The 21,524-nt window shown below is 62.0% G+C and carries 21 protein-coding genes and 3 pseudogenes; 12 read left to right on the top strand and 12 right to left on the bottom strand.

All coding sequences use genetic code 11. The annotated features are described in order from the left end of the window. Positions 1–73: 73 nt before the first annotated feature. Entirely contained in the window at positions 74–907 is an 834-nt protein-coding gene (locus IF690_RS13215) for a TIR domain-containing protein (protein WP_202700418.1), read from the top strand. Positions 908–1,324: 417 nt separating this feature from the next. Here IF690_RS13215 and IF690_RS13210 read toward each other — a convergent pair whose 3' ends face one another. From IF690_RS13210 to IF690_RS13200, 3 genes are all read right to left on the bottom strand, one after another. Next, a complete protein-coding gene (locus tag IF690_RS13210) occupies positions 1,325–2,143 on the bottom strand; it encodes a DUF2971 domain-containing protein (protein WP_202700417.1) in 819 nt (272 codons plus the stop codon). Positions 2,144–2,501: 358 nt separating this feature from the next. Next, positions 2,502–3,401: a DMT family transporter gene (locus tag IF690_RS13205; protein WP_202700416.1), complete on the bottom strand. Its 900-nt coding sequence runs from the start codon at positions 3,399–3,401 to the stop codon at positions 2,502–2,504. Between the two features lie 112 nt (positions 3,402–3,513). Next, positions 3,514–4,632: an SDR family oxidoreductase gene (locus IF690_RS13200; RefSeq protein ID WP_202700415.1), complete on the bottom strand. Its 1,119-nt coding sequence runs from the start codon at positions 4,630–4,632 to the stop codon at positions 3,514–3,516. A gap of 74 nt (positions 4,633–4,706) precedes the next feature. Here IF690_RS13200 and IF690_RS13195 point away from each other — a divergent pair, with 74 nt between their 5' ends. Beyond that, entirely contained in the window at positions 4,707–5,096 is a 390-nt protein-coding gene (locus IF690_RS13195) for a MerR family transcriptional regulator (RefSeq protein ID WP_202700414.1), read from the top strand. A gap of 84 nt (positions 5,097–5,180) precedes the next feature. On the opposite strand, the gene IF690_RS13190 is transcribed toward IF690_RS13195, so the two are convergent. Continuing rightward, on the bottom strand, positions 5,181–5,876 hold the full coding sequence (locus IF690_RS13190; RefSeq protein WP_286673841.1) for a tRNA (adenine(22)-N(1))-methyltransferase: 696 nt from the start codon (positions 5,874–5,876) through the stop codon (positions 5,181–5,183). Between the two features lie 457 nt (positions 5,877–6,333). On the opposite strand from IF690_RS13190, the gene IF690_RS13185 reads away from it, so the two are divergent. Then, on the top strand, positions 6,334–7,386 hold the full coding sequence (locus IF690_RS13185) for an alpha/beta fold hydrolase (RefSeq protein WP_202700412.1): 1,053 nt from the start codon (positions 6,334–6,336) through the stop codon (positions 7,384–7,386). A 93-nt stretch (positions 7,387–7,479) separates the two neighbouring features. Here the strand turns inward: IF690_RS13185 and IF690_RS13180 are convergent, their stop codons facing one another. The 7 genes and pseudogenes from IF690_RS13180 to IF690_RS13150 form a co-directional block, all read right to left on the bottom strand. Next, positions 7,480–7,932: a hypothetical protein gene (locus IF690_RS13180; protein WP_023969055.1), complete on the bottom strand. Its 453-nt coding sequence runs from the start codon at positions 7,930–7,932 to the stop codon at positions 7,480–7,482. A gap of 104 nt (positions 7,933–8,036) precedes the next feature. Next, positions 8,037–8,387, bottom strand: a complete 351-nt coding sequence (locus tag IF690_RS13175) for a copper-binding protein (protein ID WP_202700411.1) — start codon at positions 8,385–8,387, stop codon at positions 8,037–8,039. Beyond that, positions 8,384–11,539: an efflux RND transporter permease subunit gene (locus IF690_RS13170; protein WP_202700410.1), complete on the bottom strand. Its 3,156-nt coding sequence runs from the start codon at positions 11,537–11,539 to the stop codon at positions 8,384–8,386. Before IF690_RS13170 ends, IF690_RS13175 begins: the two co-directional genes overlap by 4 nt. After that, positions 11,536–13,008 (bottom strand): efflux RND transporter periplasmic adaptor subunit, encoded by a 1,473-nt coding sequence (locus IF690_RS13165; RefSeq protein WP_202700409.1) that lies wholly within the window; start codon positions 13,006–13,008, stop codon positions 11,536–11,538. Before IF690_RS13165 ends, IF690_RS13170 begins: the two co-directional genes overlap by 4 nt. After that, positions 13,005–14,261, bottom strand: a complete 1,257-nt coding sequence (locus IF690_RS13160; protein ID WP_202700408.1) for a TolC family protein — start codon at positions 14,259–14,261, stop codon at positions 13,005–13,007. The genes IF690_RS13165 and IF690_RS13160 overlap by 4 nt, the downstream gene beginning before the upstream one ends. Positions 14,262–14,360: 99 nt before the next feature. Further along, the gene (locus tag IF690_RS13155) at positions 14,361–14,702 is read right to left on the bottom strand and encodes a hypothetical protein (RefSeq protein ID WP_202700407.1); all 342 of its coding nucleotides are present in this window, start codon (positions 14,700–14,702) and stop codon (positions 14,361–14,363) included. 168 nt (positions 14,703–14,870) lie between these two features. Further along, positions 14,871–15,023: pseudogene (locus tag IF690_RS13150) on the bottom strand (Lrp/AsnC ligand binding domain-containing protein); the annotation flags it as partial. Here IF690_RS13150 and IF690_RS13145 point away from each other — a divergent pair. Continuing rightward, a pseudogene (locus IF690_RS13145) lies at positions 15,009–15,222 on the top strand (MaoC/PaaZ C-terminal domain-containing protein); the annotation flags it as partial. The pseudogenes IF690_RS13150 and IF690_RS13145 sit on opposite strands and share 15 nt — an antisense overlap. An 86-nt stretch (positions 15,223–15,308) precedes the next feature. Here IF690_RS13145 and IF690_RS13140 read toward each other — a convergent pair. Next, positions 15,309–15,653 carry a cupin domain-containing protein gene (locus IF690_RS13140; RefSeq protein WP_202700406.1) on the bottom strand — a complete coding sequence of 115 codons (345 nt, stop codon included), beginning with the start codon at positions 15,651–15,653 and terminating at the stop codon, positions 15,309–15,311. Positions 15,654–15,927: 274 nt separating this feature from the next. On the opposite strand from IF690_RS13140, the gene IF690_RS13135 reads away from it, so the two are divergent. The 8 genes and pseudogenes from IF690_RS13135 (at position 15,928) to IF690_RS13110 (ending at position 21,521) form a co-directional block, all read left to right on the top strand. Next, positions 15,928–16,566 carry an HAD hydrolase-like protein gene (locus IF690_RS13135; RefSeq protein WP_202700405.1) on the top strand — a complete coding sequence of 213 codons (639 nt, stop codon included), beginning with the start codon at positions 15,928–15,930 and terminating at the stop codon, positions 16,564–16,566. Between the two features lie 119 nt (positions 16,567–16,685). Beyond that, entirely contained in the window at positions 16,686–17,087 is a 402-nt protein-coding gene (locus IF690_RS13130) for a GFA family protein (RefSeq protein ID WP_202700404.1), read from the top strand. 154 nt (positions 17,088–17,241) lie between these two features. Next, positions 17,242–17,541, top strand: a complete 300-nt coding sequence (locus tag IF690_RS13125) for a DUF4189 domain-containing protein (protein WP_202700403.1) — start codon at positions 17,242–17,244, stop codon at positions 17,539–17,541. Between the two features lie 108 nt (positions 17,542–17,649). Then, a complete protein-coding gene (locus tag IF690_RS13120; protein WP_202700402.1) occupies positions 17,650–18,723 on the top strand; it encodes an NAD(P)/FAD-dependent oxidoreductase in 1,074 nt (357 codons plus the stop codon). Positions 18,724–18,807: 84 nt separating this feature from the next. After that, positions 18,808–19,005, top strand: a pseudogene (locus IF690_RS29000) (phytanoyl-CoA dioxygenase family protein); the annotation flags it as partial. A 135-nt stretch (positions 19,006–19,140) separates the two neighbouring features. Continuing rightward, the gene (locus IF690_RS29135; RefSeq protein ID WP_286673840.1) at positions 19,141–19,275 is read left to right on the top strand and encodes a hypothetical protein; all 135 of its coding nucleotides are present in this window, start codon (positions 19,141–19,143) and stop codon (positions 19,273–19,275) included. A 190-nt stretch (positions 19,276–19,465) separates the two neighbouring features. Next, on the top strand, positions 19,466–19,783 hold the full coding sequence (locus IF690_RS13115) for a DUF7693 family protein (protein WP_202700401.1): 318 nt from the start codon (positions 19,466–19,468) through the stop codon (positions 19,781–19,783). A gap of 253 nt (positions 19,784–20,036) precedes the next feature. Further along, entirely contained in the window at positions 20,037–21,521 is a 1,485-nt protein-coding gene (locus IF690_RS13110; RefSeq protein ID WP_202700400.1) for a tyrosinase family protein, read from the top strand. Positions 21,522–21,524 lie beyond the last annotated feature (3 nt).

Raw genomic sequence — 21,524 nt, 5'->3', positions numbered from 1 at the left:
AAAAGCTGCGCTTTTTTCTGCCGGTTAGCTCGAAGTTTGCGGTCAGCCTGGGTCGAGTTTTTAAGGAAGTCATATGAGAAAGCCAAGAATATTTATAGCTTCAGCGGTAGAGAGCTTGGATGTGGCTGACGCATTCAACGTAAACCTAGATCATCAAGCGGAGGTTACGGTTTGGAAGCATGGTTTCAACCTCTCTCAGAACACTATTGACTCGCTGGTAAAAATGGCGGAATCCGTTGATTTCGCAATTTTCATTTTTACACCAGATGATATTGCAGAAATCAGAGACCAAAAAAAGCACATCGTCCGAGATAATGTGCTTTTTGAACTCGGCCTATTTGTCGGTACTTTAGGTAAAGAACGATGCTTCATCGTTAAACCTAGAGACACTGAGTTGCATTTTCCGACTGATCTTTTGGGTCTTACACCCGCGGATTACAATGGTGAAAGGTCCGATGGAAACTTGGAGGCCGCTGTAAATCACCCGTGCGTGCTAATAAAGAAGGAAGTTGCGAATTTAAGCTTGCTTTCACAAGATCTTAACATTCAGAAAAATCCGCGCAGAAAGGCCGGATACAATTATAAACTTGGTGACGTGGAGCATCGCCTTTTGGCAAAGATTCTTGAAAGTTACACTAGCTCACCAAATGGGGTATCTGTATGGAGCACATTTAACGATCTGAAAGGTGTTGAGCAAGGGATACTGAGTTTAGCTGCGATTAAGCTAGAAAGAGTAGGCTTTCTAGATAAGAGTATTGCTATCGATGAAGAATATAACGGCTCTGAATATTATGCATTCTCAATAACTGCTGACGGGATAGATTATCTTCTTGAAAATGAGGACCTACTTCACAAGGCGAATAAAAAAGTAGATGCAGGTGATTTCGATACAGATATTCCATTCTGACTTTATTTGCTAGCTTTTAGCTTTCGCGGATTGCTTTTACGGTAACGTAAAAGCAATCCATAGCGAGATGTATGTGAAGAAAATGTTTACGCGCTAACTTGTGCGAGCTAAGGCGCGTCTCTCAGCTTAAAGATTATGCAACAAAGAAGGACCGCGCTGTAGTGAAGTTCTGACTAACGCAAAGAGACATTCGGGCCTAAGGTAATAGTCTTGCGATGACACGAGATTCTGTCGCAGGTGCTCGATTATGTGATATGCCATGCGAGAAAATTTGGCGTTGAGATGGAGGAATTTTATTCCACTGTCATGACTCACCGGTGATGACTGCTAGCGAGCGACCGCTCATGGCCGAAAGAAGCCTGCTATGCTGGACGGGCAGCAAATATCATGATTCGAGGGGGCAATTTGAGTGGCCGATTAAGTACCTGCCGTCCCCAGCAGTCCTAGTCGCTTTGCTTCCAGATGTGACATGTATTCTACGGGCTGAAATTCAACTGAGAAGTTAGACTTGCTACGAGAACCTTGCCAGAGCTGGACGTGTTCATTTTGCCCTGCGAGAACTAACGCGATGATCTCAATCGCAGTTAGGGGCATGTCGGGGCCGAAGTAGATGCCGGTGAGTGCTTCGGAAGGATACCGATACGCCGTGCCGGCTTGGCTATGAATAGCACGCCACTCGTGCTCATAAGCCCAATCAATCGCTTTGGTACAATAGAGATCGGAGACAGGGTCGGAGTCTTCACCGCACAGGATCGGAACGATGTCGAGAATGGGCATGTCTTGTGTGTAGCGGACCTTCTTAATCTTGTGAAATGGATCGGCCAAGGTTGAAAATTCCAAGCAGAAACCTTTGCAATGATCCCCGTAGTGAGACCACATCAACAAGTTGTCCTTCTTCTCTGAAAAGCAGCTGACTCCACGTTGTGACAGAAACTTTTTGATCATGTCATCTACAGTTTTTTGTCCTATGCGAAGAAGCATATCCCGAAGCACTGTAGGAGATGCCTTCTCGAACTCTCGCCGGATCCCATTTTCGATTTTGGGCTTCGCTAAGTAATGGCTTCGCAGTTTTTCAACATCGTCGTCAGTTGGCTCCTTGATACGCGGTGAAAGGGCGCAGTCGTAAGGATCATTGAAAGCGAGCGGGGAACCGAAATAGATTAATTGGTCCTTAAGGTTCTGAAGCGACTGAGCGGTAAAGCGCTCGTACTTGTAGAGGTGCGGCGGCGATGACATAGTTTTAATTTCCTAAATAAAAGCCTGACGCTACTGTTTCGCCATCAGTCTGTCCACTGTCCGCTGCTGTCCGATAGTGCCCGCTTGCGAATGTCCGCTTCTGGCCGATTCTGTTGAAAAAGTCGGCCATGGTTTGCGCATCAAAAAAAGTACGCGTCCGAGATTGAAATCTTTACTTTGGGCAGAGGCTTCCGGACTCGGATTTCACGTAGCAGCGTGCAAAAGAGGTGCTTTCACCCATCAATATTCGAGCGTTTTGAGCAAACCGACTTTTTCAACAGAATCGGCCAGCAGCGGTCAGTCACTCAAAACATCTAAAAACCACTGATTGCCAAAGTAATCAGACTCCGAAAATGGCTCACTCGGTCGAAGGGACGGATGTTTTGCTGCCCACGCGGATGAGTTCATTGGAGAAGCACAGGCCGACGATGATCAGTGCCGCGCCCGCGTACAGGCTTTCGCGCGGTACTTCATTGAGCGCCACAAACGCCAGCAGCGCGGCGAACAGCGGCTCGGTCAGCTCCAGCGCCTGCACTTGGGATGGCTTGAGATACTCGATGGCCTTGGTGGTGCAGAAGAAGCCCAGGATTGTCGGCAGCGTAGCCAACGCCAGCAGCGCGGCGATCGCCAGCGGCGACAGCTCGCCCATCGCGAAACCGTCGGCCGCCGCCGGCATCAGCAGGTACAGGCTGCCAAAGAACAACAATTGTCGGGTGAAGTGCAGCCCTCCCGATACCCCCATACGCTTCATGGCAACCGAAAAGGCCCCATAGCCGCAGCCGGCCACGGAGGCGAGCGCAGCACCTTGCAGGGTAAAGCCCTGCTGCAGGTCGCCGCCGAAGATCACCGAGATCCCGGCGATAGCCAGTGCGGCGCCAACGGTAGCGTTCGCGGTGATGGCATCCTTGAGGAAAATGCGCCCCAGAATGATCGAGGAAATCGAGGCACTGGCCATCAGCACCACCACCACACCTGCCGCAGCGTAGTGTTGATAGGCAGACGTTTCGAAATAGAACAGCACAAAGATGCCAAGGAATGCGCAGATAGCCGCCTGAGTCCATGTGGTCGACGCCGCCGGGCGCTTGAGGAAAAACAGTAGGATCGAAAGAAGCACGCAACCCAGCAGGGTCTTGATGACAGCGACACTGCTGGCGGTGAAACCATCATTCATGACTACTTTGCTGAGTACACCGATCGTTGCGTTCAGTGCCGCAGCGGAGAGTGCAAATATGACGCCTTTGCTGAAAGCAGATTGCATTGAGGACGATCCCTGTCGCTGAATGGTCGTTCGATAGAATGCCGCCCTACATCGACGGCGCAAAGTTTGAGGATAGGAAGATCCCACCAACACTTACCTCAGGAAAGTCCATTTAATCGGGACTAACGACTTTGTCGCCCCCAAGGGAAAAATCAAAGGGCCTGGCCTTGGCTAGGCAATATGAGTTGACGAACCTTGCCGTGTGCTGCAAGGACTGGCGTATATCCGGTTTGGCTATTCCATGCCTGTTGGCAAATTGCTCGACCGCCGCTGTATCAAAACGAGTGGTCTGGATAAAGTCCAAGGCCTCGGGTTTTGTATTCAAAAACCGCGCGACGGGGGGAATACTCAGTAGCCACTTCAGCAAGCGGAGCGGAATGTAATGCTTGGGGGACTTTAAGCCCAAAGGTTGTGCCACCTGTACCAGGAGTTCTCGCAAGTTGGGAGTCTGGTCATCAAGCGCCAGCAGTTCCTGGCCCGCCATGGCAGGATCAAAAGCACAAACCGCCACCAGCTCGACCAGGTAATCCACGGTGACCAGTGGCAGCCAGTGCTCGGCGGTACCGGGCACTGCAGCCAGCTTGCCCTGCACAAGGTTGCGGATCAGCTCCACCAGCGGCTGACCGTCAGGGATATGCCCCGTGCGGCTGTGGCCACAGACCGTCGCGGGGTGGACAACGGTAATCTCCCCGCCCTTGGCGGACATGACCTCCAGGGTCGCAAAATGCGCCTCCAGCTTGCTCCCCTCGTAGCCTCCGACCTGTCGGTAGACGGCAGGCCAGTTCGTCAGCTCCGGATGACGCGGATCAATTCCGATGCGTTGCAGATGTTCATGATTTTTCAGCATGTAGCCGCCGATCATCACTAACCGGCTTTTTTGCTCAGCCGCCAACAGCGCCACGCGCTTTGCCCCTTCCACATTCACCGCACGAGAATGCTCCACTGAAAGCCCCCATGCGAAGTGGGCGCCCAGGTGGAATACAACTCTGGCGTGCCTTAGCACTTCCCGGTCAGCAAGACTCAGCCCGAGGTTGTCCCGCTCCAGATCGCCAGCTACGGCAAATACCCGGGTTGCGCACCCGCCCAAATTGTCGACTTGCTCCCGCAGTGCAGCGAGTCGCTCCGGGCGACGCATCAACACCCGAATGGTGTGACCTTTTGCACTCAGGTACGCCACCAGATGTTGACCGATGAAGCCGGTACCCCCCGTGACAAAGCACTCCACGCTCATTTCCCTGTTCCTTGTTTAAGGTGAGAAATCAAGCGTAAACTATCGACCCAACTCTATAGTCAAGCGGTGTTTTCATGAAAATCGGCGAACTCGAGGCCCGCAGCGGCGCCAGCCGCCATACGCTGCGTTACTACGAGCAAATCGGCCTGATCTCACCGCTGCGGCAAACTAACAACTATCGCGTTTACACAGAGCAAACTCTGCAGGATCTGGACTTTATCCAGCGCGCGCAAAGCATGGGGTTTTCCCTGGGGGAAATAGGCGAGATTCTGGATGCGCAGCGCAACCAACTGATCGATTGTGCTGACGGCGCCAAGCTGATTGAAAAGAAGATGGCAGAAATCAAACAGAAAATTGCCAACCTCCAAAGCATTTATCGCTATCTGGGTGAAGAGCGTGCAAACCTCGAAGCCAGTGCTGCCAGGCAACTTGAGCTTCAGCAACTGAACAACTCTTGCAACTGAACTTCCAGTTTCAAGCATCCGCTGTCTCTTCGAATTTCAGGTTGACTCAAAGGCCCCTCGACTCACTCCAACCCTGGACCGCGCTCAAGCCAGCAACTCGCTGATCCAGCGGGCCTGCCGGGCGATGTCCTGGACTTTCTCCTCGGGCACGGCCTGCCGTGCCCGGGCGAAGTGGGCCAGGGTCTTCTGTTTCAGGCGCAGCATGCGCTGCCACTTGGCCAGGAACGCCGGGCTGCGGGCCTGCAGCTGCAACGGGCCGAAGTACAGTTCCTCGGCGGTGTAGCTCACCGGCCCGGTGCGCTCGGCGACGATGATTTCGTAGTCGAAGCGGTTTTCCCGCAGCACTTCCTCAGAGAGGATGCGGTAGCCATGGTCCATCAGCCATTGGCGCAGGGGTTGCTCGCCGCCGTTGGGTTGCAGGATCAGGCGTTCCTCACCCTTGAGCCGCGCCTTGCCGCTGTCGAGGATGTCGCGGATCGTCTCGCCGCCCATGCCGCAAATGCTGATCGCCGTGATCCCGTCTTCCGGCTCGATCGCCGCCAGGCCATTGGCCAGGCGCACGCTGATGGCCGGGGCCAGGGTGTTTTCGCGCACAGTGCGCTGGGCCGCGTGGAACGGCGTCAACGCCACCTCGCCGGCCACCGCCGCGGCGATAAGGCCACGGCGCAGCAATGCCACCGGCAGGTAACCGTGATCCGAGCCGATATCGGCCAGGCGCGCACCCGCCGGCACATGCGCCGCCACGCGCTCCAGGCGCATGGACAATGTCTGTTGGTTCAACTGCCGCCCCTTTTCACCACGAATATCCGGCGCCTTTGGCCGGATCGGGGCGCGATTCTGTCGGGCAATGCCGTGCATTTCAAATTTATGCGACCAGGCCCCTGGCCCGCCCCGTCCCGCCGCTCGCGTCTCGGCGCCAAAAGCAGGCCGGGACATGTAGGCGCAAGCTTGCTCGCGAAGAACTCCAGCACAGCGCGTTCAACCAGGTAGTACGCGTTATCGTTGACGTTTTTCGCGAGCAAGCTCGCTCCTGCAATCGAGCCATGGGGCCTCGCAGTCCTGCTGCCCACCCTCTGTGTATCGCCATGTATCTGCATGACCTCCCGCTACATAAGCTTGCATCCGGCCCGGGATTCGGACACAGGCCAGATACGTCGCGGCCGTCAAATGCAACCCAGGTTGAAGGGGACCGGCCAGGTCCCCCGCCCCACGGCTTGCAATCAATGGAGAGACCCGCATGAAGATGACACTGTGCACCCCCACCACCGGCAAACTCGGTTCGTCGATTCTCGCCCTCGCCCTGTTCGGCGCCCTCGGCGTGGCCCAGGCGCAAACGCCCGCTACTGCGCCGTCAGAGGCGAGCAGCGCCGGCAGCACTTATGCGGCCCCCTCGCCGTTCGGCCCGCTGAAGCATGTCAACGCCGGGCTGCTGGACGTGGCGTATGCCGAAACCGGCCCCGCCGATGGCCCGGTGGTGATTCTGCTGCACGGCTGGCCGTACGACATTCACAGCTTTGATGAGGTCGCGCCCTTACTGGCCGCCCAGGGTTACCGAGTGCTGATGCCCTATGCCCGCGGCTACGGCGATACCCGTTTCCTGTCGGCGAACACCCTGCGCAATGGCCAGCCGGCCGCGCTGGCCAGCGACGTCATCGATTTCATGGATGCACTGAAGATCAAGCAAGCGGTGCTTGGCGGTTATGACTGGGGCGCGCGTTCGGCGGACATCGTCTCGGCGCTGTGGCCGGAGCGGGTCAAGGCGCTGGTGTCGGTCAGCGGCTACCTGATCGGCAACCAGGTGGCCGGCCAGAACCCGCTGCCGCCCAAGGCGGAATTGCAGTGGTGGTACCAGTTCTATTTCGCCACCGATCGCGGTCGCGCCGGCTACGAGAAAAATACCCACGACTTCGCCAGGCTGATCTGGCAACTGGCCTCGCCGCAATGGAAGTTCGACGACGCCACCTTCGAGCGCAGCGCCAAGGCCCTGGACAACCCCGACCATGTCGACATCACGGTGTTCAACTACCGCTGGCGCCTGGGCCTGGTTCAAGGCGAAAGCCGCTACGCCGCCCTGGAGCAGAAACTGGCCACGGCCCCGGCCATCGGCGTGCCGACCATCACCCTGGAAGGCGATGCCAACGGCGCGCCGCACCCGGACCCCGCAGACTACGCCAAGCGCTTCACCGGCAAATACCAGTTCCGCCTGATCAGCGGCGGCATCGGCCACAACCTGCCGCAGGAAGACCCGCAAGCGTTCGCCCAGGCGGTGATCGATGCGGATCGACTTTGAGGCGGGCCTGACCGTCCTCGGCGTCAGGGCATGCCCTGGAAAAACACAACCGGCGACAGCAGGACCCTGGGTCCTCCTGTCGCCGGCGAGCGGTCAAACCGTGACGATCATGCAACCGATCGCGCCGGACTCATGGTAGATGGCATGGCCGTTGTTCTGCGCGGTGAACCCGCGCAATGAGTGTTTGGCCACGTCGCTGTAGGCCAGGGAAACCACCCAGCGGGCATCGACCGGCCCGGTGTATTTGGCAATCTTCTCGATGTCCTTGCGGGTTTCCGCCAACAGCTTGTTGCCGGCATTGGTAGCGCTTTCGACTTTTACTTCGATGGCATAACTCTCGACGTTATGCCGGGCCAGCACGTCGAGGTGCAAGGCCTGGTTCGGCGGTGGGTAAGGCACTTCGCGAGCGACCCCCAGGTGCGCTGCGCGCAGCAGCATCAGAAACTCGACCTGGAACCAGACTTCCCAGGCTGCGCCGGTACTGATGGCGGCCTCGATGCGCGAGTGGTCACTGAGGATGAGGTGGCTGAGTTCGGTGTTGTTCATCGTGCGTTCCCTCTAATGGATGGTAGAGAGAGGAACGAATCGACGGCGCCGCTGTGAATGATGAACGCGTGGCCGGCATGCCTGCGCATGCCGGCCTCGCGGTTTTATTTGCCGATGGAAACGATAGTGGCCGCGCCACCTTCCAGGCGGAATGCGAAGGTCACCCGGTCGCCGATCGCCAGCCCTTGCAACTGCTCCGCGGTCGCGGCAAAGGCCATGGTCATCGGCGGCCATTGCACGGCGGGGACGGCGCCGTGGGCGATGGTCACCCGCTGCTTGGTGGTATCGATGGCCTTGATCGTGCCCTCGGCGGTGGCCTGCTGAACCTGCCGGGCCTCCTGCTTCATCGGCATGCCGTTCATGTCGTCCATTTTCATGCCGGGCATGTCCTCTGCGTGGGCGGCAAGGGACAGCACGGCCAGGGTGCCAGCAACAACGATCCGCATCGGTTTCATGGTTTTTTTCCTTGAGTGATGGAGGCAACGGGAAGGTGCCGGCGGCGCATCAGGCGATAGGCCGCCGGGATAACGAACAGGGACAACAGGGGCGCGGTGAGCATGCCGCCGACCATGGGCGCGGCGATGCGGCTCATCACTTCGCTGCCGGTGCCGCTGTCCAGCAGGATCGGCAACAGGCCGGCGATGATCACCGCCACGGTCATGGCCTTGGGGCGCACGCGCTGCACCGCGCCTTCGCGAATCGCCGCGAGCAACCCACGCTCGCTGCCCTCGCCGGACTCCTGGCGTTCGGCCCAGGCGTTCTTCAGGTACAGCAGCATGATCACGCCGAACTCGGCGGACACCCCGGCCAGGGCGATAAAACCGACGCCGGTGGCCACCGACAGGTTGAACCCCAGCCAGTAGAGAAACCACGCCCCGCCCGTCAGGGCGAACGGCAGCGTGGCCATGATCAGCAAGGCCTCGTCGAAGCGGGCGAAGGTCAGGTACAGCAGCACGAAGATGATCAGCAAGGTGGCCGGCACCAGCCACGTGAGCCGGGCATTGGCCCGTTCGAGAAACTCGAACTGCCCGGAGTAGCCCAGGCTCATGCCCGGCTGCAAGCGCACCTGCTCGCTGACCGCCCGGCGCAGGTCGGCGACCACCGAGGCGAGATCCCGCCCCCGCACATCGACATACACCCAGCCCGAAGGCCGGGCGTTTTCGCTCTTGAGCATCGGCGGGCCATCGCTGACCCTGACCCTGGCCACCGTGCCGAGGGTGATCTGGCTGCCCAGCGGGGTGTAGATCGGCAACTGCTCCAGGGCCCCCAGCGAGTCCCGCCAGTCCCGGGGGTAACGCAGGCTGATCGGGAAGCGGGCCAGCCCTTCGACGGTCTCGCCGATGTTTTCACCGCCGATGGCGCCGCTGACGATCGACTGCACGTCGGCGATGTTCAGGCCGTAGCGCGCGGCCGCCTGGCGGTCGATATCCACGTCGATGTAACGCCCGCCCGTCAGGCGCTCGGCCAGCGCCGAACTGACCCCGGGCACGCCCCGGGCCACCCGCTCGACGGCCTGGGTCACGGCATCGATCTGCCGCAGGTCGCTGCCGGCCACCTTGACCCCGATCGGGCTCTTGATGCCGGTGGCGAGCATGTCCACGCGGTTGCGGATCGGCGGAATCCAGATATTGGTCAGCCCCGGGACCCGTACCACCCGGTCCAGCTCGGCCACCAGTTTTTCCGCGGTCATGCCCGGGCGCCACTGTTCATGGGGCTTGAACCGGATGATGGTTTCGAACATCTCCAGGGGCGCCGGGTCGGTGGCGGTTTCCGCACGGCCGGCCTTGCCGAACACATGCTCGACCTCAGGCACGCGCTTGATCAGCCGGTCGGTCTGTTGCAGCAGTTGCGCGGCCTTCTGCGCCGACAGCCCCGGCAGCGCCGAAGGCATGTACAGCAGGTCGCCTTCGTCCAGCGGCGGCAGGAACTCGCCCCCCAGGCGCGAGAGCGGCCATAGCGCGCTGAGGAACACCAGCAAGGCCAGCAGCAAGGTCGCCCGGGGCCGGCGCAATACCGCGTCCAGCGCTGGTTCATAGAGGCGGATCAGCCAGCGGTTCAGCGGGTTCTGCTGCTCGTTGGGAATCCGCCCGCGAATCCAGTAGCCCATCAACACCGGCACCAGGGTCACCGCCAGCCCCGCCGCCGCGGCCATGGCATAGGTCTTGGTGAACGCCAGCGGACCGAACAGCCGCCCTTCCTGGGCCTCCAGGGTAAACACCGGGATGAACGACAGGGTGATGATCAACAGGCAGAAGAACAGCGCCGGCCCGACCTCGGTCGCCGCCGCGGTGATCACCTGCCAGCGCTGTTCGCCTTGCAGCGGTTGCCCGGGATGGGCCTGGTGCCAGGCCTCGAGTTTCTTGTGGGCGTTCTCGATCATCACCACCGCCGCATCGACCATCGCCCCCACCGCGATGGCGATGCCGCCCAGGGACATGATGTTGGCGTTGAGCCCCTGCTGGCGCATCACCACAAAGGCGATCAACACCCCGATCGGCAAGGAGATGATCGCCACCAGGGAGGAACGCAGGTGCCAGAGGAAGATCCCGCACACCAGCGCCACGACGATGAACTCCTCCAGCAGCTTGTGGCTGAGGTTGCTCACCGCGCGGTCGATCAGCTGGCTGCGGTCGTAAGTAACGACGATTTCCACCCCCGCCGGCAGGCTGTGCTTCAGTTCTTCGAGGCGGGTCTTCACCGCGGCGATGGTTTCCCGGGCGTTCTTGCCGCTGCGCAGGATCACCACGCCGCCCACCGCTTCGCCCTCGCCGTCGAGCTCGCCGATGCCACGGCGCATTTCCGGGCCGAGCTGGACCGTCGCGACCTCGCCCAGGGTCACCGGCACCCCGCCCGCCCCGAGCTTGAGCGGGATCGCGCGAAAGTCAGCGAGGTTCTTCAGGTAGCCGGAAGCCCGCACCATGAACTCCGTCTCCGCCATCTCCAGCACTGCGCCACCGGTTTCCTGGTTGGCCTTGCCGATCGCCGCGCCGACCTCGGCCTGGGTGATGCCCAGGCTGGCCAGCTTCAGCGGGTCGAGCAGCACCTGGTACTGCTTGACCATGCCGCCCACCGTGGCGACTTCCGCGACGTTCGGCAGGGTCTTGAGCTCGAACTTGAGGAACCAGTCCTGCAGGGCGCGCAATTGCGCCAGGTCATGCCCACCGCTGCGGTCCACCAGGGCGTACTGGAAAATCCAGCCGACCCCGGTGGCGTCCGGCCCCAGCGCCGGCTTGGCGCTGGCCGGCAGGCGGCTCTGGACCTGGCTCAGGTACTCCAGCACCCGCGAGCGGGCCCAATACAGGTCGGTGCCGTCCTCGAACAGCACGTAGACAAAGCTGTCGCCGAAGAACGAATAGCCACGCACGGTCTTGGCCCCGGGCACCGAGAGCATGGTGGTGGCCAGCGGATAGGTCACCTGGTTCTCGACGATCTGCGGCGCCTGCCCCGCATAGGGCGTGCGGATGATCACCTGCACATCCGACAGGTCCGGCAGCGCGTCGACCGGCGTGCCCTGCACCGACCAGACACCCCAGGCGCTGACGAACAGGGTCGCCAGCAACACCAGAAAACGGTTGGACACCGACCAACGAATCACGGCCGCGATCATGGCTGGCTCCCCGCTTTCTCCAGACGCTCGACCCGCAGGCCGGTATCGCTCTGGCTCACTGCGAACCGCACGGTGTCGCCCACCTTGAGGCCCTGCATCAGGCCGGGATTGGCGAGGGGAAAGGTCATGGTCATGGCCGGCATGCCCAGGGTCTTGAAGGGACCATGGGCCAGCGTGACTTCCTGGTGGTCGATGGCCAGGATCTGCCCTTCGGCTTCATGCAGGACCGCTGCGGGCTCTGCCAGCGAAGCGGCGACAATGCCCTTGAGGCTGGCTTCCGAGTCCAGCAAAAACTGCCCGGAAGCCACCACCTGCTGCCCCTCCTCCAGGCCGCTCAAGATCGCCGTCTGGCCCGCGTTGTCCGGCCCTGGCTGCACCTCCACCGGGCGGTAGCGCCCCGCGTCTTCGGCGAGCATCACCAGGGCCCGGCGGCCGGTGCGAATCACCGCCTCGCTGGGCACCCACAGCAGAGCTTGCCGGGTCGAACGCTGGAGGCTGACCTGGGCACTCATGCCCGGCCGCAGCCGGGCCTGCGGGTTGGCCAACTCGACCCGCACCCGCAGCGTGCGGCTATCGGCATTGGCTTCGGGAAGGATCGCGTCGACCTTGCCCGCGAACACCTCCCCCGGAAAAGCCGGCAAACGAGCCTCGGCTACCTGCCCTGCGACCAGCGAGCCGGCCTGCGACTCCGGAACCGCCACGGCCAGCCAGACGCTGTCCAAGCCGTTGACCCGGGCCAGGGTCTCGCCGGCGGCCAGGGTCATGCCCTGGCGGACATTCAACTCTTGCAGCACGCCGCCGATGGGGCTGGCCAGGGTCAGGTTCGGCTGGACCTTGCCACTGCGCTCGACCTGGGCGATCAAGGCCGTCGGCATCCCGCTGAGGCGCAGGCGCTGGCGGGCGGCCGCCAGCAGGCCGGCATCGCCACTGGCCCTGAGGGCGAGGAACTCCTCCTGGGCCGCCGCCCATTCCGGCACCAGGATATCCGCCAGGGCCGCGTTGGCCTTGAGCAGGTCCCCGGGAGCGCGGGCATACACCCGTTCGACAAAACCCGCGGTGCGCGGCTGAACGACCGCCACCTCGCGCTCGTTGAACGCCAGCACCCCGACGGCCTCGACGCTGCTGGCCAACACTGCGCGCGTGACGCTGGCCAGGCGCAGGCCGAGGTTCTGGGCCAGGCTTGGATCGATGCGTACCGCCGCGCTGTCCCCCTGGGCTCCCTGGCCCTCGGCGTAGCGCGGAACCAGTTGCATGTCCATGAAGGGCGACTTGCCCGGCTTGTCGAACTTCTGCTGCGGGTACATCGGGTCGTACCAGTACAGCGCCTTGGGTTCGGCCGATGCCTGCTGCCCGACCGTCACCGCCGGCACTTCGCCGGTGCGCGGCTGGGCCAGCCAGTAACCGCCCGCCACTCCCAGGGCCAGCGAGACGCCGACCGCCGAAGCGACTTTCCAGATCGGCGAATTCATTGCGCGGCCTCCCCGTAGGCGAAATACAGGCGCGCATTGGTCAGGGCGCGCTGCTCCTCGACGTCGATCTGCTTGAGGCGAGCCTCGATCAGCTCGCGGCGGGCGGCGACCACCGCCGCCAGGTCGCCCTTGCCGGCGCGGTAGCTGGCCAGGCTCAGGTCGACCTTTTCCCGGGCCAGCGGCACCAGGCTTTGCTGGTTGCGGCGCACCGCACGATCCAGGCGCTCGTAGTCGGCCAACTGCGCCTCCAGCTGCTGGGCGTGCTCCCGGGACAGAGCTTCGCGCTCGGCCTCCAGCTGGCTCAACTCGGCCTGCCGGGCGGCGATCCTGGGGTTCTGGCGCGAGCCGGGAAACAACGGCAGGTCCCAGGAGAATTGCACACTGACCATGTCGCCGAACTCACGACCACGGCGCTGGTAATCCAGCTCCCAGCTCCAGTCCGAGCGCTTGTCGGCCTCGGCCTCATGCACCCTGGCCTCTGCCTCGCGGGTCATGGGCGCGAACGCCGCCAGTTCAGGGTGGTGTTGCAGCTTGTGCACGTAGCCGGCGCTGTCCACCGGCCACTCGGGCAAGCGCCCCTCGGGCCGGTCGTTGGCGGCGGCGCCGATCCAGCGCTTGAGCGCGGCCCGGGCCTGGGCCCGCTGGCTGATCAGCTCGTCCTCGCGCTCGGCCAGTTGCGCGGCTTCCTGGCGGGGTGTCACCGCATCCGCCGGTAACCCGCGGCCACCGGCAATCTGCGCGCGGACGGTGGCGTCCAGCAGGCGGTTTTCCTCGTGGAAGTCCTGGAACAGCGCCACCTTGCGTTCCACCGAATAGCTGCCAATCCAGGCCAGGGCCGTGGCCTGGCGCACGTTCAGCAACTCTACCCGACGCTCGGCGGCGGCTCGCTCGAGCGCTCCGGCGGCGACTTCGACGCGGGCCTTGCGCTTGTCGCCGTTGGGCATTTCCTGGCGGATCCCGACCATCTGCATGGTCATGAAATCCTGGTCGAGACGCCAGCGATCCGGGCCGCCAATGGGGTAGTTCTGTACCCCCAGCAACAGCTTGGGGTCGGGCAGTTCGCCGGCGGGGATGGCCGCGCTGCTGGCGGCCTGGATCTTCGCGTCCTGGGCGCTCAGCGACGGCGCGTTGTTCTCGGCCAGGCGCAACGCCTCGTCGAGGGTCAAGGCGCCGGCGAGGCTCGGCCAGACCAGCACGCCTGCCGCCAAGCCGGCCACGACGGACCGACCGGTGCAATAGCACTTGGTACACATGTTGACGATTCCTGTGGTGAATCCCTGCGCGGCTCTTCAGACATGCGCGCAGATATGCCATCGCCTCAATAGGCGATGGGACTCAGTGTGGTACAGGAATCAGGCCCGGGGCGGTCGCCACACCCCGGAAGGGCTTTGCGCGGGCAGGAAATAGCTGGAGAAAGACAGGACAACGGGGTGGCTCAGGGTCACGGCAGGCTTGACGATCGAGACTTGCAGCATGCCGCCGGTCTTGCATTCCTGGCCCGGCTTGCAGGGTTTGCCGTGCTCGGTCGGGCTCTTCATGTCGTTGCAGCAGTCCATGCCCATGTCGTCCATCATCGCCATGCCGATGGCCTTCATCGGGCAGGGTTCGGTCGGCGCCTGGACGCCCGCCATCCCGCTGAGGGGAAGCGCCAGGCTGATCAGGAAGACAAGACAAAACCGCAGGTAGCGTTTCATGGGAGTGGAGTCTAGTGGTGGAGAACGACTCTTACAATTCGGGCCGGAGCATCGACAGGCAGCAACTCGCGGCTCGGCGCGATATCAGCGTAGGCGGATTAAGCCAGGATTATCGAGCAGGAAAAACAACCTGCCCGGCCCATGCAGGATCCCGCGGAGCCCGAATCCCAGCGGCAGCGAACGGTCCTGAATCACCCGCGCCATCACCAGGGTCGAGGTCAGGCGCCGGACACTGGGCAGTTTGGACAGGCGGTCATGGTAAAGCGGCTGGAAGGCCGGCAGGCCGCGGGTGATCACGAGCAGCCGATAATCCGGCGCGCCATGCTTTCCCGCGACTACAACCCGGTGCATTTCGATGCAGTTCGCCGCGGCCAGGCGCTTAAGGGCCAAGGTTTCCCAAGGCCTGCCGACCGCCAGCCGGCTCACCGAAATCGGTGGGCAGATCGGCTGGCGGGCCTCGGCCATGACCTTCCAGTTCAAGAAACCGGTGTATGCCGGCGATACCGTCACCTGCCACTGGGGCCGCCAATGGCGGCGGGCGCGGGGCATCACCAGCCTTGAGTGAACCGCGCCTCGAACCCGCCCCTCTCGATGTTCGGCCCGGGCTTACTCCTGCCAGACAATATCGACCGAGATCTCCCGCGCCGGAATCGTTCCTCTGTTCTCGAGCCAGTGCGTGGTGTCCCGGTCCTCGGGCCAGCCCAGCCCCGGGCCATAGTCCGTGTCGATGCCATTGCGATGGTCAGTGATGATTCCTTCCAGTATGTAGACGACGCCTGGCCGGTCTTTATGGTTGTGAATCGGTCCGAATACACCTCCAGGCTCGATGGTCACCAGGCGCATTCTGAGTTGGCGCCCGGCCATCCCCTCGATCTCGGGACCCAGGTCAACGGTTGCCAGTACCTGCACTGCAACGCCTTTGGTTTCAGGTGCCACCTGTTCATTGCTCATGGCGCTCTCCTCTCTGTACCTACAGAGCCTCACTAGCAGTAGACACCCCTGAAAGGCGAGCGCTGCCGACAGGCGACAAAGGGTCGAAACCGGCTTTTCATGGCAGGCAGGAATCGGCCAGGAGCATACCCTCCAACCAATGCTCACCCTGCCCTCTTCCGGACAGATTCCGGAGCAGGAATAATGCGTCCTTCCAGTCAATCGGGTGAATTAATCGCCCTGCACAAGTAGCCGTCCGTATTCGGCTAGCACAACTCCAGGAAGGAGCTTTTACATGTCATACCGGCTTGTCATTTTCGACTTTGATGGCACGCTCGCTGATTCCTTTGCGTTCTTTGTTGCGGTGTTCAACCAAGTCGCTGACAAACACGCATTCCGGCGGATTCACCCGCAAGAGCTGGACCACCTGCGCAAGCAGGGAGCCCGGGAGATCATGGCTCACATAGGAATGCCCCGCTGGAAGTTGCCTCTGGTGGCGCGAACCTTCATGGGCCTGATGAAGAAACATCGAAGTTCGATCCCGCTCTTTGAGGATATCGCCGAAACCCTGATCCATCTTGAAGAGAGAGGAGTGATTCTGGCGGTGGTGTCGTCCAATTCCCGAGAGAATGTCACACAGGTTTTGGGCTCCAGCTGTCGGCATATCCGGTCCTTCGAGTGCGGTGTCTCCATATTCGGCAAGGCGTCTCGCTTGCGCCGTGTCATGAGGAAATTCGGCGTGGCGCGAGAGGAGGTTATCTACATCGGCGACCAACCTACCGATGGTGAAGCGGCAGCGGCTGCCGGTATCGCCTTTGGCGCGGTTACCTGGGGATATGGAACATATGAAGCGTTCCATAATCTTCAATCCCATGAGTGGTTCGCCGATGTAAGCGAATTGCGGCGATTGGCAGGAAGTGAGGCGCAGGCTTGACCGCTATGGGCCGATTTCAGTCGATGCCAACAGTCGCCCCTTGACCGCGGGCAGCCGTTCGACATCCCCGATACCGACTGCTTAAATGGGCGCCCTTTCGTTTCAAGGGGTGCCCTTAAATGCCTGACACCTTCCAGGGCAGCTGCCTGTGCGGCGCCGTCAAATACCAGCTCGCGTCCCGCCCCAAGGCGCTTTCCCATTGCCATTGCAGCCAGTGCCGGAAAAGCCATGGGGCGGCGTTCGCCAGTTACGGCAGTGTGTTGCGCAAGGATCTGTGCATCGTCCAGGGTGCCGAGAGCCTCCAGTCCTATCGATCCTCCGAGTCGGTACTGCGCCAGTTTTGCGGCCAGTGCGGTTCGTCGCTGTTCTGGTCCAGGGACCGGGGCGAACACGCCGACTGGATCTCGATCGCCCTGGGCACCCTGGACACGCCCTTCACTGCGGATAAACAGAAACACATTCAGGTGGCGTTCAAGGCTTCATGGTACGAAATCCAGGATCATTGGCCGCAAGAACCATGACTGCAATCAGGTGAAAACCGATGGCAACCGACGCAAGGCAGGGCCAAACGCACCCACTCCGCCAGACGGCTCCAAGGCCAGGCGCGATACCCTCTAAGCTGAATACAGCAGCACTGCAAACACGTTGCTACCGTCTTGATACAGGGGAACCGGAATGACCAGAACAGCAGTACCCCCATACTCGTCATGGATCCTGTTTTCCCTGCTCGCCATCAACCTGGCGCTGATAGCGGGATGTTCAAGCAAAGCCGCCAAGTATCGTTATTCGACCGCCAGCATCGGCTCAAACTGTTACGCCAAAGCGCTCCCCACTTCCGGCGAGGGCGGCCTGGCCTGGGGCGCCACCCTGAGCATGGCGCGCCAGAAATCCCTGAATAACTGCATCCGTTATGCCGGCCGCTCCGGCGGCACGCCCGGCACCTGCAAGGTGGTGTTGGCGGAGTGCAAGAAATAGCCGTGCGCAGGAAATAACAGGGAGGTAGCGAAGCGGGCCGTTCGGTTCTCAAGGCATCAGTTCATCCGGATGCCCTGCCCTCACCAGGTCGACAACACGGAGGTTGATATGGACAACGCGGTAGACAAGCGAGTCGTGGTCATTGGCGCGGGCATAGTGGGCGCGTCCCTGGCGTATCACCTGGCGGGCAAAGGCGCACAGGTCATCCTGGTGGAGGCTGAAGACATCGCGTCTGGAGTGACGGGACGCTCATTCGCCTGGATCAACACCTCCCACAGCGGGCCCGATCCCATCGCGTCATTGCGCGGTGCGGCGATCCAGGAGTACCGCCGGCTCGAAACCGAGCTGCCTGGCCTGAAGGTGCGCTGGAGCGGCGCCCTGTCCTACGGCGCAAGCCCAAGTGAAGAGCCGCAAGCCTCAGGTAACCCGCCTTCGGCCACCCGGGTGTCGCGCTCACAGATCCTCGACCTCGAGCCCAACCTCAAGCATCCCCCGCAGCAAGCCTGGTACGCCGCCGAAGAAGGTGCGCTGGACGCCGTGCAAGCCACCCATGCCCTGATCGCCGGTGCCCAGGCGCATGGCGCCCAGCTGCTCACCCAGACTCGGGTGCTCGGCTTTACTGCCCAAGGCGCACGGGTGACGGGCGTCGAAACCACAAGGGGCAGCCTCGAGGCCGAGATTGTCGTGCTGGCTGCCGGGACGGGCATCAACCCGCTGACCGAGCGGCTGAACCTGCCCCTTCCAATAGCGGCCTCCCCAGCCCTATTCATCCGCTACGCCTCACCCCCCGACCTCGTGCGCACGATCATCTCCAGCCCGGAAATGGAAGTGCGGCAAGGCACGGACGGTAGCTTGCTGGCGGCGGAAGATTACCTGGACGACGCGGTGCAAAACCAGCCAGCCGCGATAGCGCTACGAACCGCCCAGGCCATCCGGAACCAACTCCACGGCGTTACTTCCATTGAACTGGAATCGGCCTGTGTCGGCCTCAGGCCCATGCCGGTCGATGGCACGCCCATCGTCGGCTATCTGCCCGATATCGGCGGCGTGTATGTGTGCGCGATGCACCCTGGCGTCACGCTGGCGGCGATAGTCGGCCGCCTGGCCAGCGAGGAGATTATCGACGACACGGCATCCCCTGCCCTTGCCCCCTGCCGTCCCGGGCGATTCTTCCCGACGTAGGGAACAGGGGTCTGGGTCGAGCACGGTGACAACCTCTCCAACAAAGCCTGTTCGCCCCGCTCACTGGACTCGCTAAAGCTACGCTTGATCGCTGTCCGACGACTTAGCCCCGGGCCGTTCTGCAAGACGCATCGAGCCATCCCGGCCGAATGGCTGGATGGCCTGCGTGCCACGTTCGATGCGGGCGTGCTGCCGTCGAGCCGATGGCCCGTGCCGCGTGGCATGGACTGGCGCCATTCGCTGCTGGACTCCGATTCGAAGGTCCAGGCGGTGTGTCGCCTTGGCGCGAGAGCGCCGCTCAGCGAACGGTCGAGCTAACGATGAAAGTCATGCCCTTAGACAACCTGTAACAACTCCGGCTGGCCCCGGCACCGCTTAAATGGGATGGTCCCCCGTTGATTGTTTTGGAGGCATGGCATGACTACATTTCAATTCATCGCAGGCATGGTCTTTTGTCTGGCGGGACTGGGCGTGAGGGCCTACCTGGCCGTGCAGCATCCCGGGGAAGAAAAGGCCTGGCGCTCGTCCAGCGCGCAAAAGTCCGCCAAGTAAGCCTTGCCCCCTTCCCCGAATATCGCTGATGGCCTCCCGGCCAGCCCCGCCCGGACCAGGTGGAGGCCCATAGACAATGCCCGTATCGCGCGATACGGGCATTTTTTCAGCCCGGGAAATCAGTCATCCCGCCTGATGCTGGCCGGCAACAATGGCAAAATAGCCGCCGTCCATGCCCGAGATCGTCCCTATGCAAAGCCCCCCCACCCTCACCGCCCGGGAAATCTGCCAGGTGCTCAGAGAGCTGGCGCTCGGCACCCGCACCCTGGGTCCATCGAGCCGCCGCGTTTTGCTGGCGGACGATAGCTGGCAGGTACGGCTCGACATCGACGGCTGGACCCTGACCCTGGTCAACCATGGCCAGACCCTGAGCCATTGCGAGCAATGCCTTTCGCCGGATGGCCGGGGCGAGACGCTCGACGCCTGGCAGCGCTACGGCACCGACCCGGTCAAGCTGCTGAGCATCTGGGAACACCAGCAGTTGCAGCGCCTGCTGCAGGCGTTGTGAACCCCTTTCTTACCCCCAGCCCGCCGTCCGTCCGTACAAGCAATCGGAACCCGTGTCGTTCATCGGGATAGCCGCAATCGACCATGGCGTTTTTCCCGGGCTTCTATACTCATTTTCGAAGAGGCGCGCACCAGCACAGCGGGCCTCATGAGCGCAGTTCCGCCGTGAACATGAAGTCGCCAGCGGCAAAGGATTGCGAGGGGTGTGGTGCCACGCGCGCCACCTGGCCTGATGCTGCAAGGAAGGTGCATTCATGAACACGACTCGACAGGATGTGGCAACACTCGGCTCCGGATGGGACAACAAGGTCTTGCTCAACTACGCGCTGGCCATGCGCGAACTGGACAAACTACCGATCACCCACCGCAACAGCTGGAAGTTCCTCGGCGCCATCCACGGCTTCGATCGGCAGTTGTGGGTCGAGGTCAATGTCCTGGGCGATTCCGATCCGGTTCCCAAGGACCTGACCAACTTTACCTACGGCAGCCAGTGCCAGCACGGCAGCTGGTACTTCCTGTCCTGGCACCGCGGTTACCTGGCGGCCTTCGAGGCGATCGTCGCGGCCAAGGTCAAGGAACTGACGGGCGACGACTGGGCGCTTCCGTACTGGAACTACCTCAATGGCAAGAACCCGGATGCGCGGCGGGCCCCTGGGGCGTTCCTGGCGGACACCCTGCCGGACGGCAGCCCCAACCCGCTGAAGAAATACCCTCGCCGGCAGGGCTTTACCACGCTGCGGCCGAACTCCCTCGATGCCTTCAGCCTGGCGGCGATGCAGGAGAACGATTTCCTGGTCGGCAATGACGGCAGCATCGGCTTCGGTGGCGGGGTCACCGGCAATTTCGCCCAGTTCGCCCGCTGGACCGGCGACCTGGAGAACAACCCGCACAACACCGTGCATCGCCTGATCGGCGGTGGCGAAGGCTTCATGGCCGATCCCTACCTCGCCGCCCTGGACCCGATCTTCTGGTTGCACCATTGCAACGTCGACCGGCTCTGGGAAGCCTGGATGAACACCCCAGGCAAAACCATGGTCCGCGATCCACGCTGGCTCGACGGTCCGGCCGACCGCCGCTTCATCATGCCGGAGGTCGGTGGCAATGGCCCGGGAATGAAATTCACCGGCCGTGACACCTTGAAAGGGGGCAAATTGCACCCGCGCTATGCCGACTTGAGCATCGGCACGGGTGTGAAACCAGGAGCAGAGGCCGTGACACGGGTCAACATGGGTGCGCCGGAACAACAGAACATCGAGCCGATCGGCGCCAACCGATCGGTGGTCACGGTCGGCGGCGCACCGGTGCGCACCCAGGTCGACCTCGACCGCCAGGCCACCAGCACCGGCATCGCCGCGATGGGCGCGACGGACCTGGGCCAGCCGGTGACCCGGCTCTACCTGGCGCTGGAATCGGTGCGCGGCTCCGCGCCCTCGCCGCAGCTTGCGGTCTACATCAACCTGCCCAAAGACAGCGATCCGCAGCAGCATCCCGAGTGCCATGCCGGCAGCCTGACGCTGTTCGGGCTGAACGTCGCCTCGCGCCCGGACGGTGGCCACGGCGGCCATGGACTCGGCTATACGATCGACATCACCGACCTGGCCCAGCGGCTGACCGATGCCGGCGACTTCAACCCGGACTATCTGCGGGTGACCCTGGTCCCGGGCGAGCAGGTCTCGGCGGATAAACCGGTGACCGTGGAGCGGATCAGCGTTCTCAAGCGCAGTGGCATCGTCAGCTGAGCC

The sequence above is a fragment of the Pseudomonas sp. SK3(2021) genome, assembly GCF_016772375.1.
GTDB classification, from domain to species: domain Bacteria; phylum Pseudomonadota; class Gammaproteobacteria; order Pseudomonadales; family Pseudomonadaceae; genus Aquipseudomonas; species Aquipseudomonas chlororaphis_I.
The sequence above is the reverse complement of the archived record's forward strand: the minus strand, read 5'-3'. Positions and strand labels throughout refer to the sequence as shown.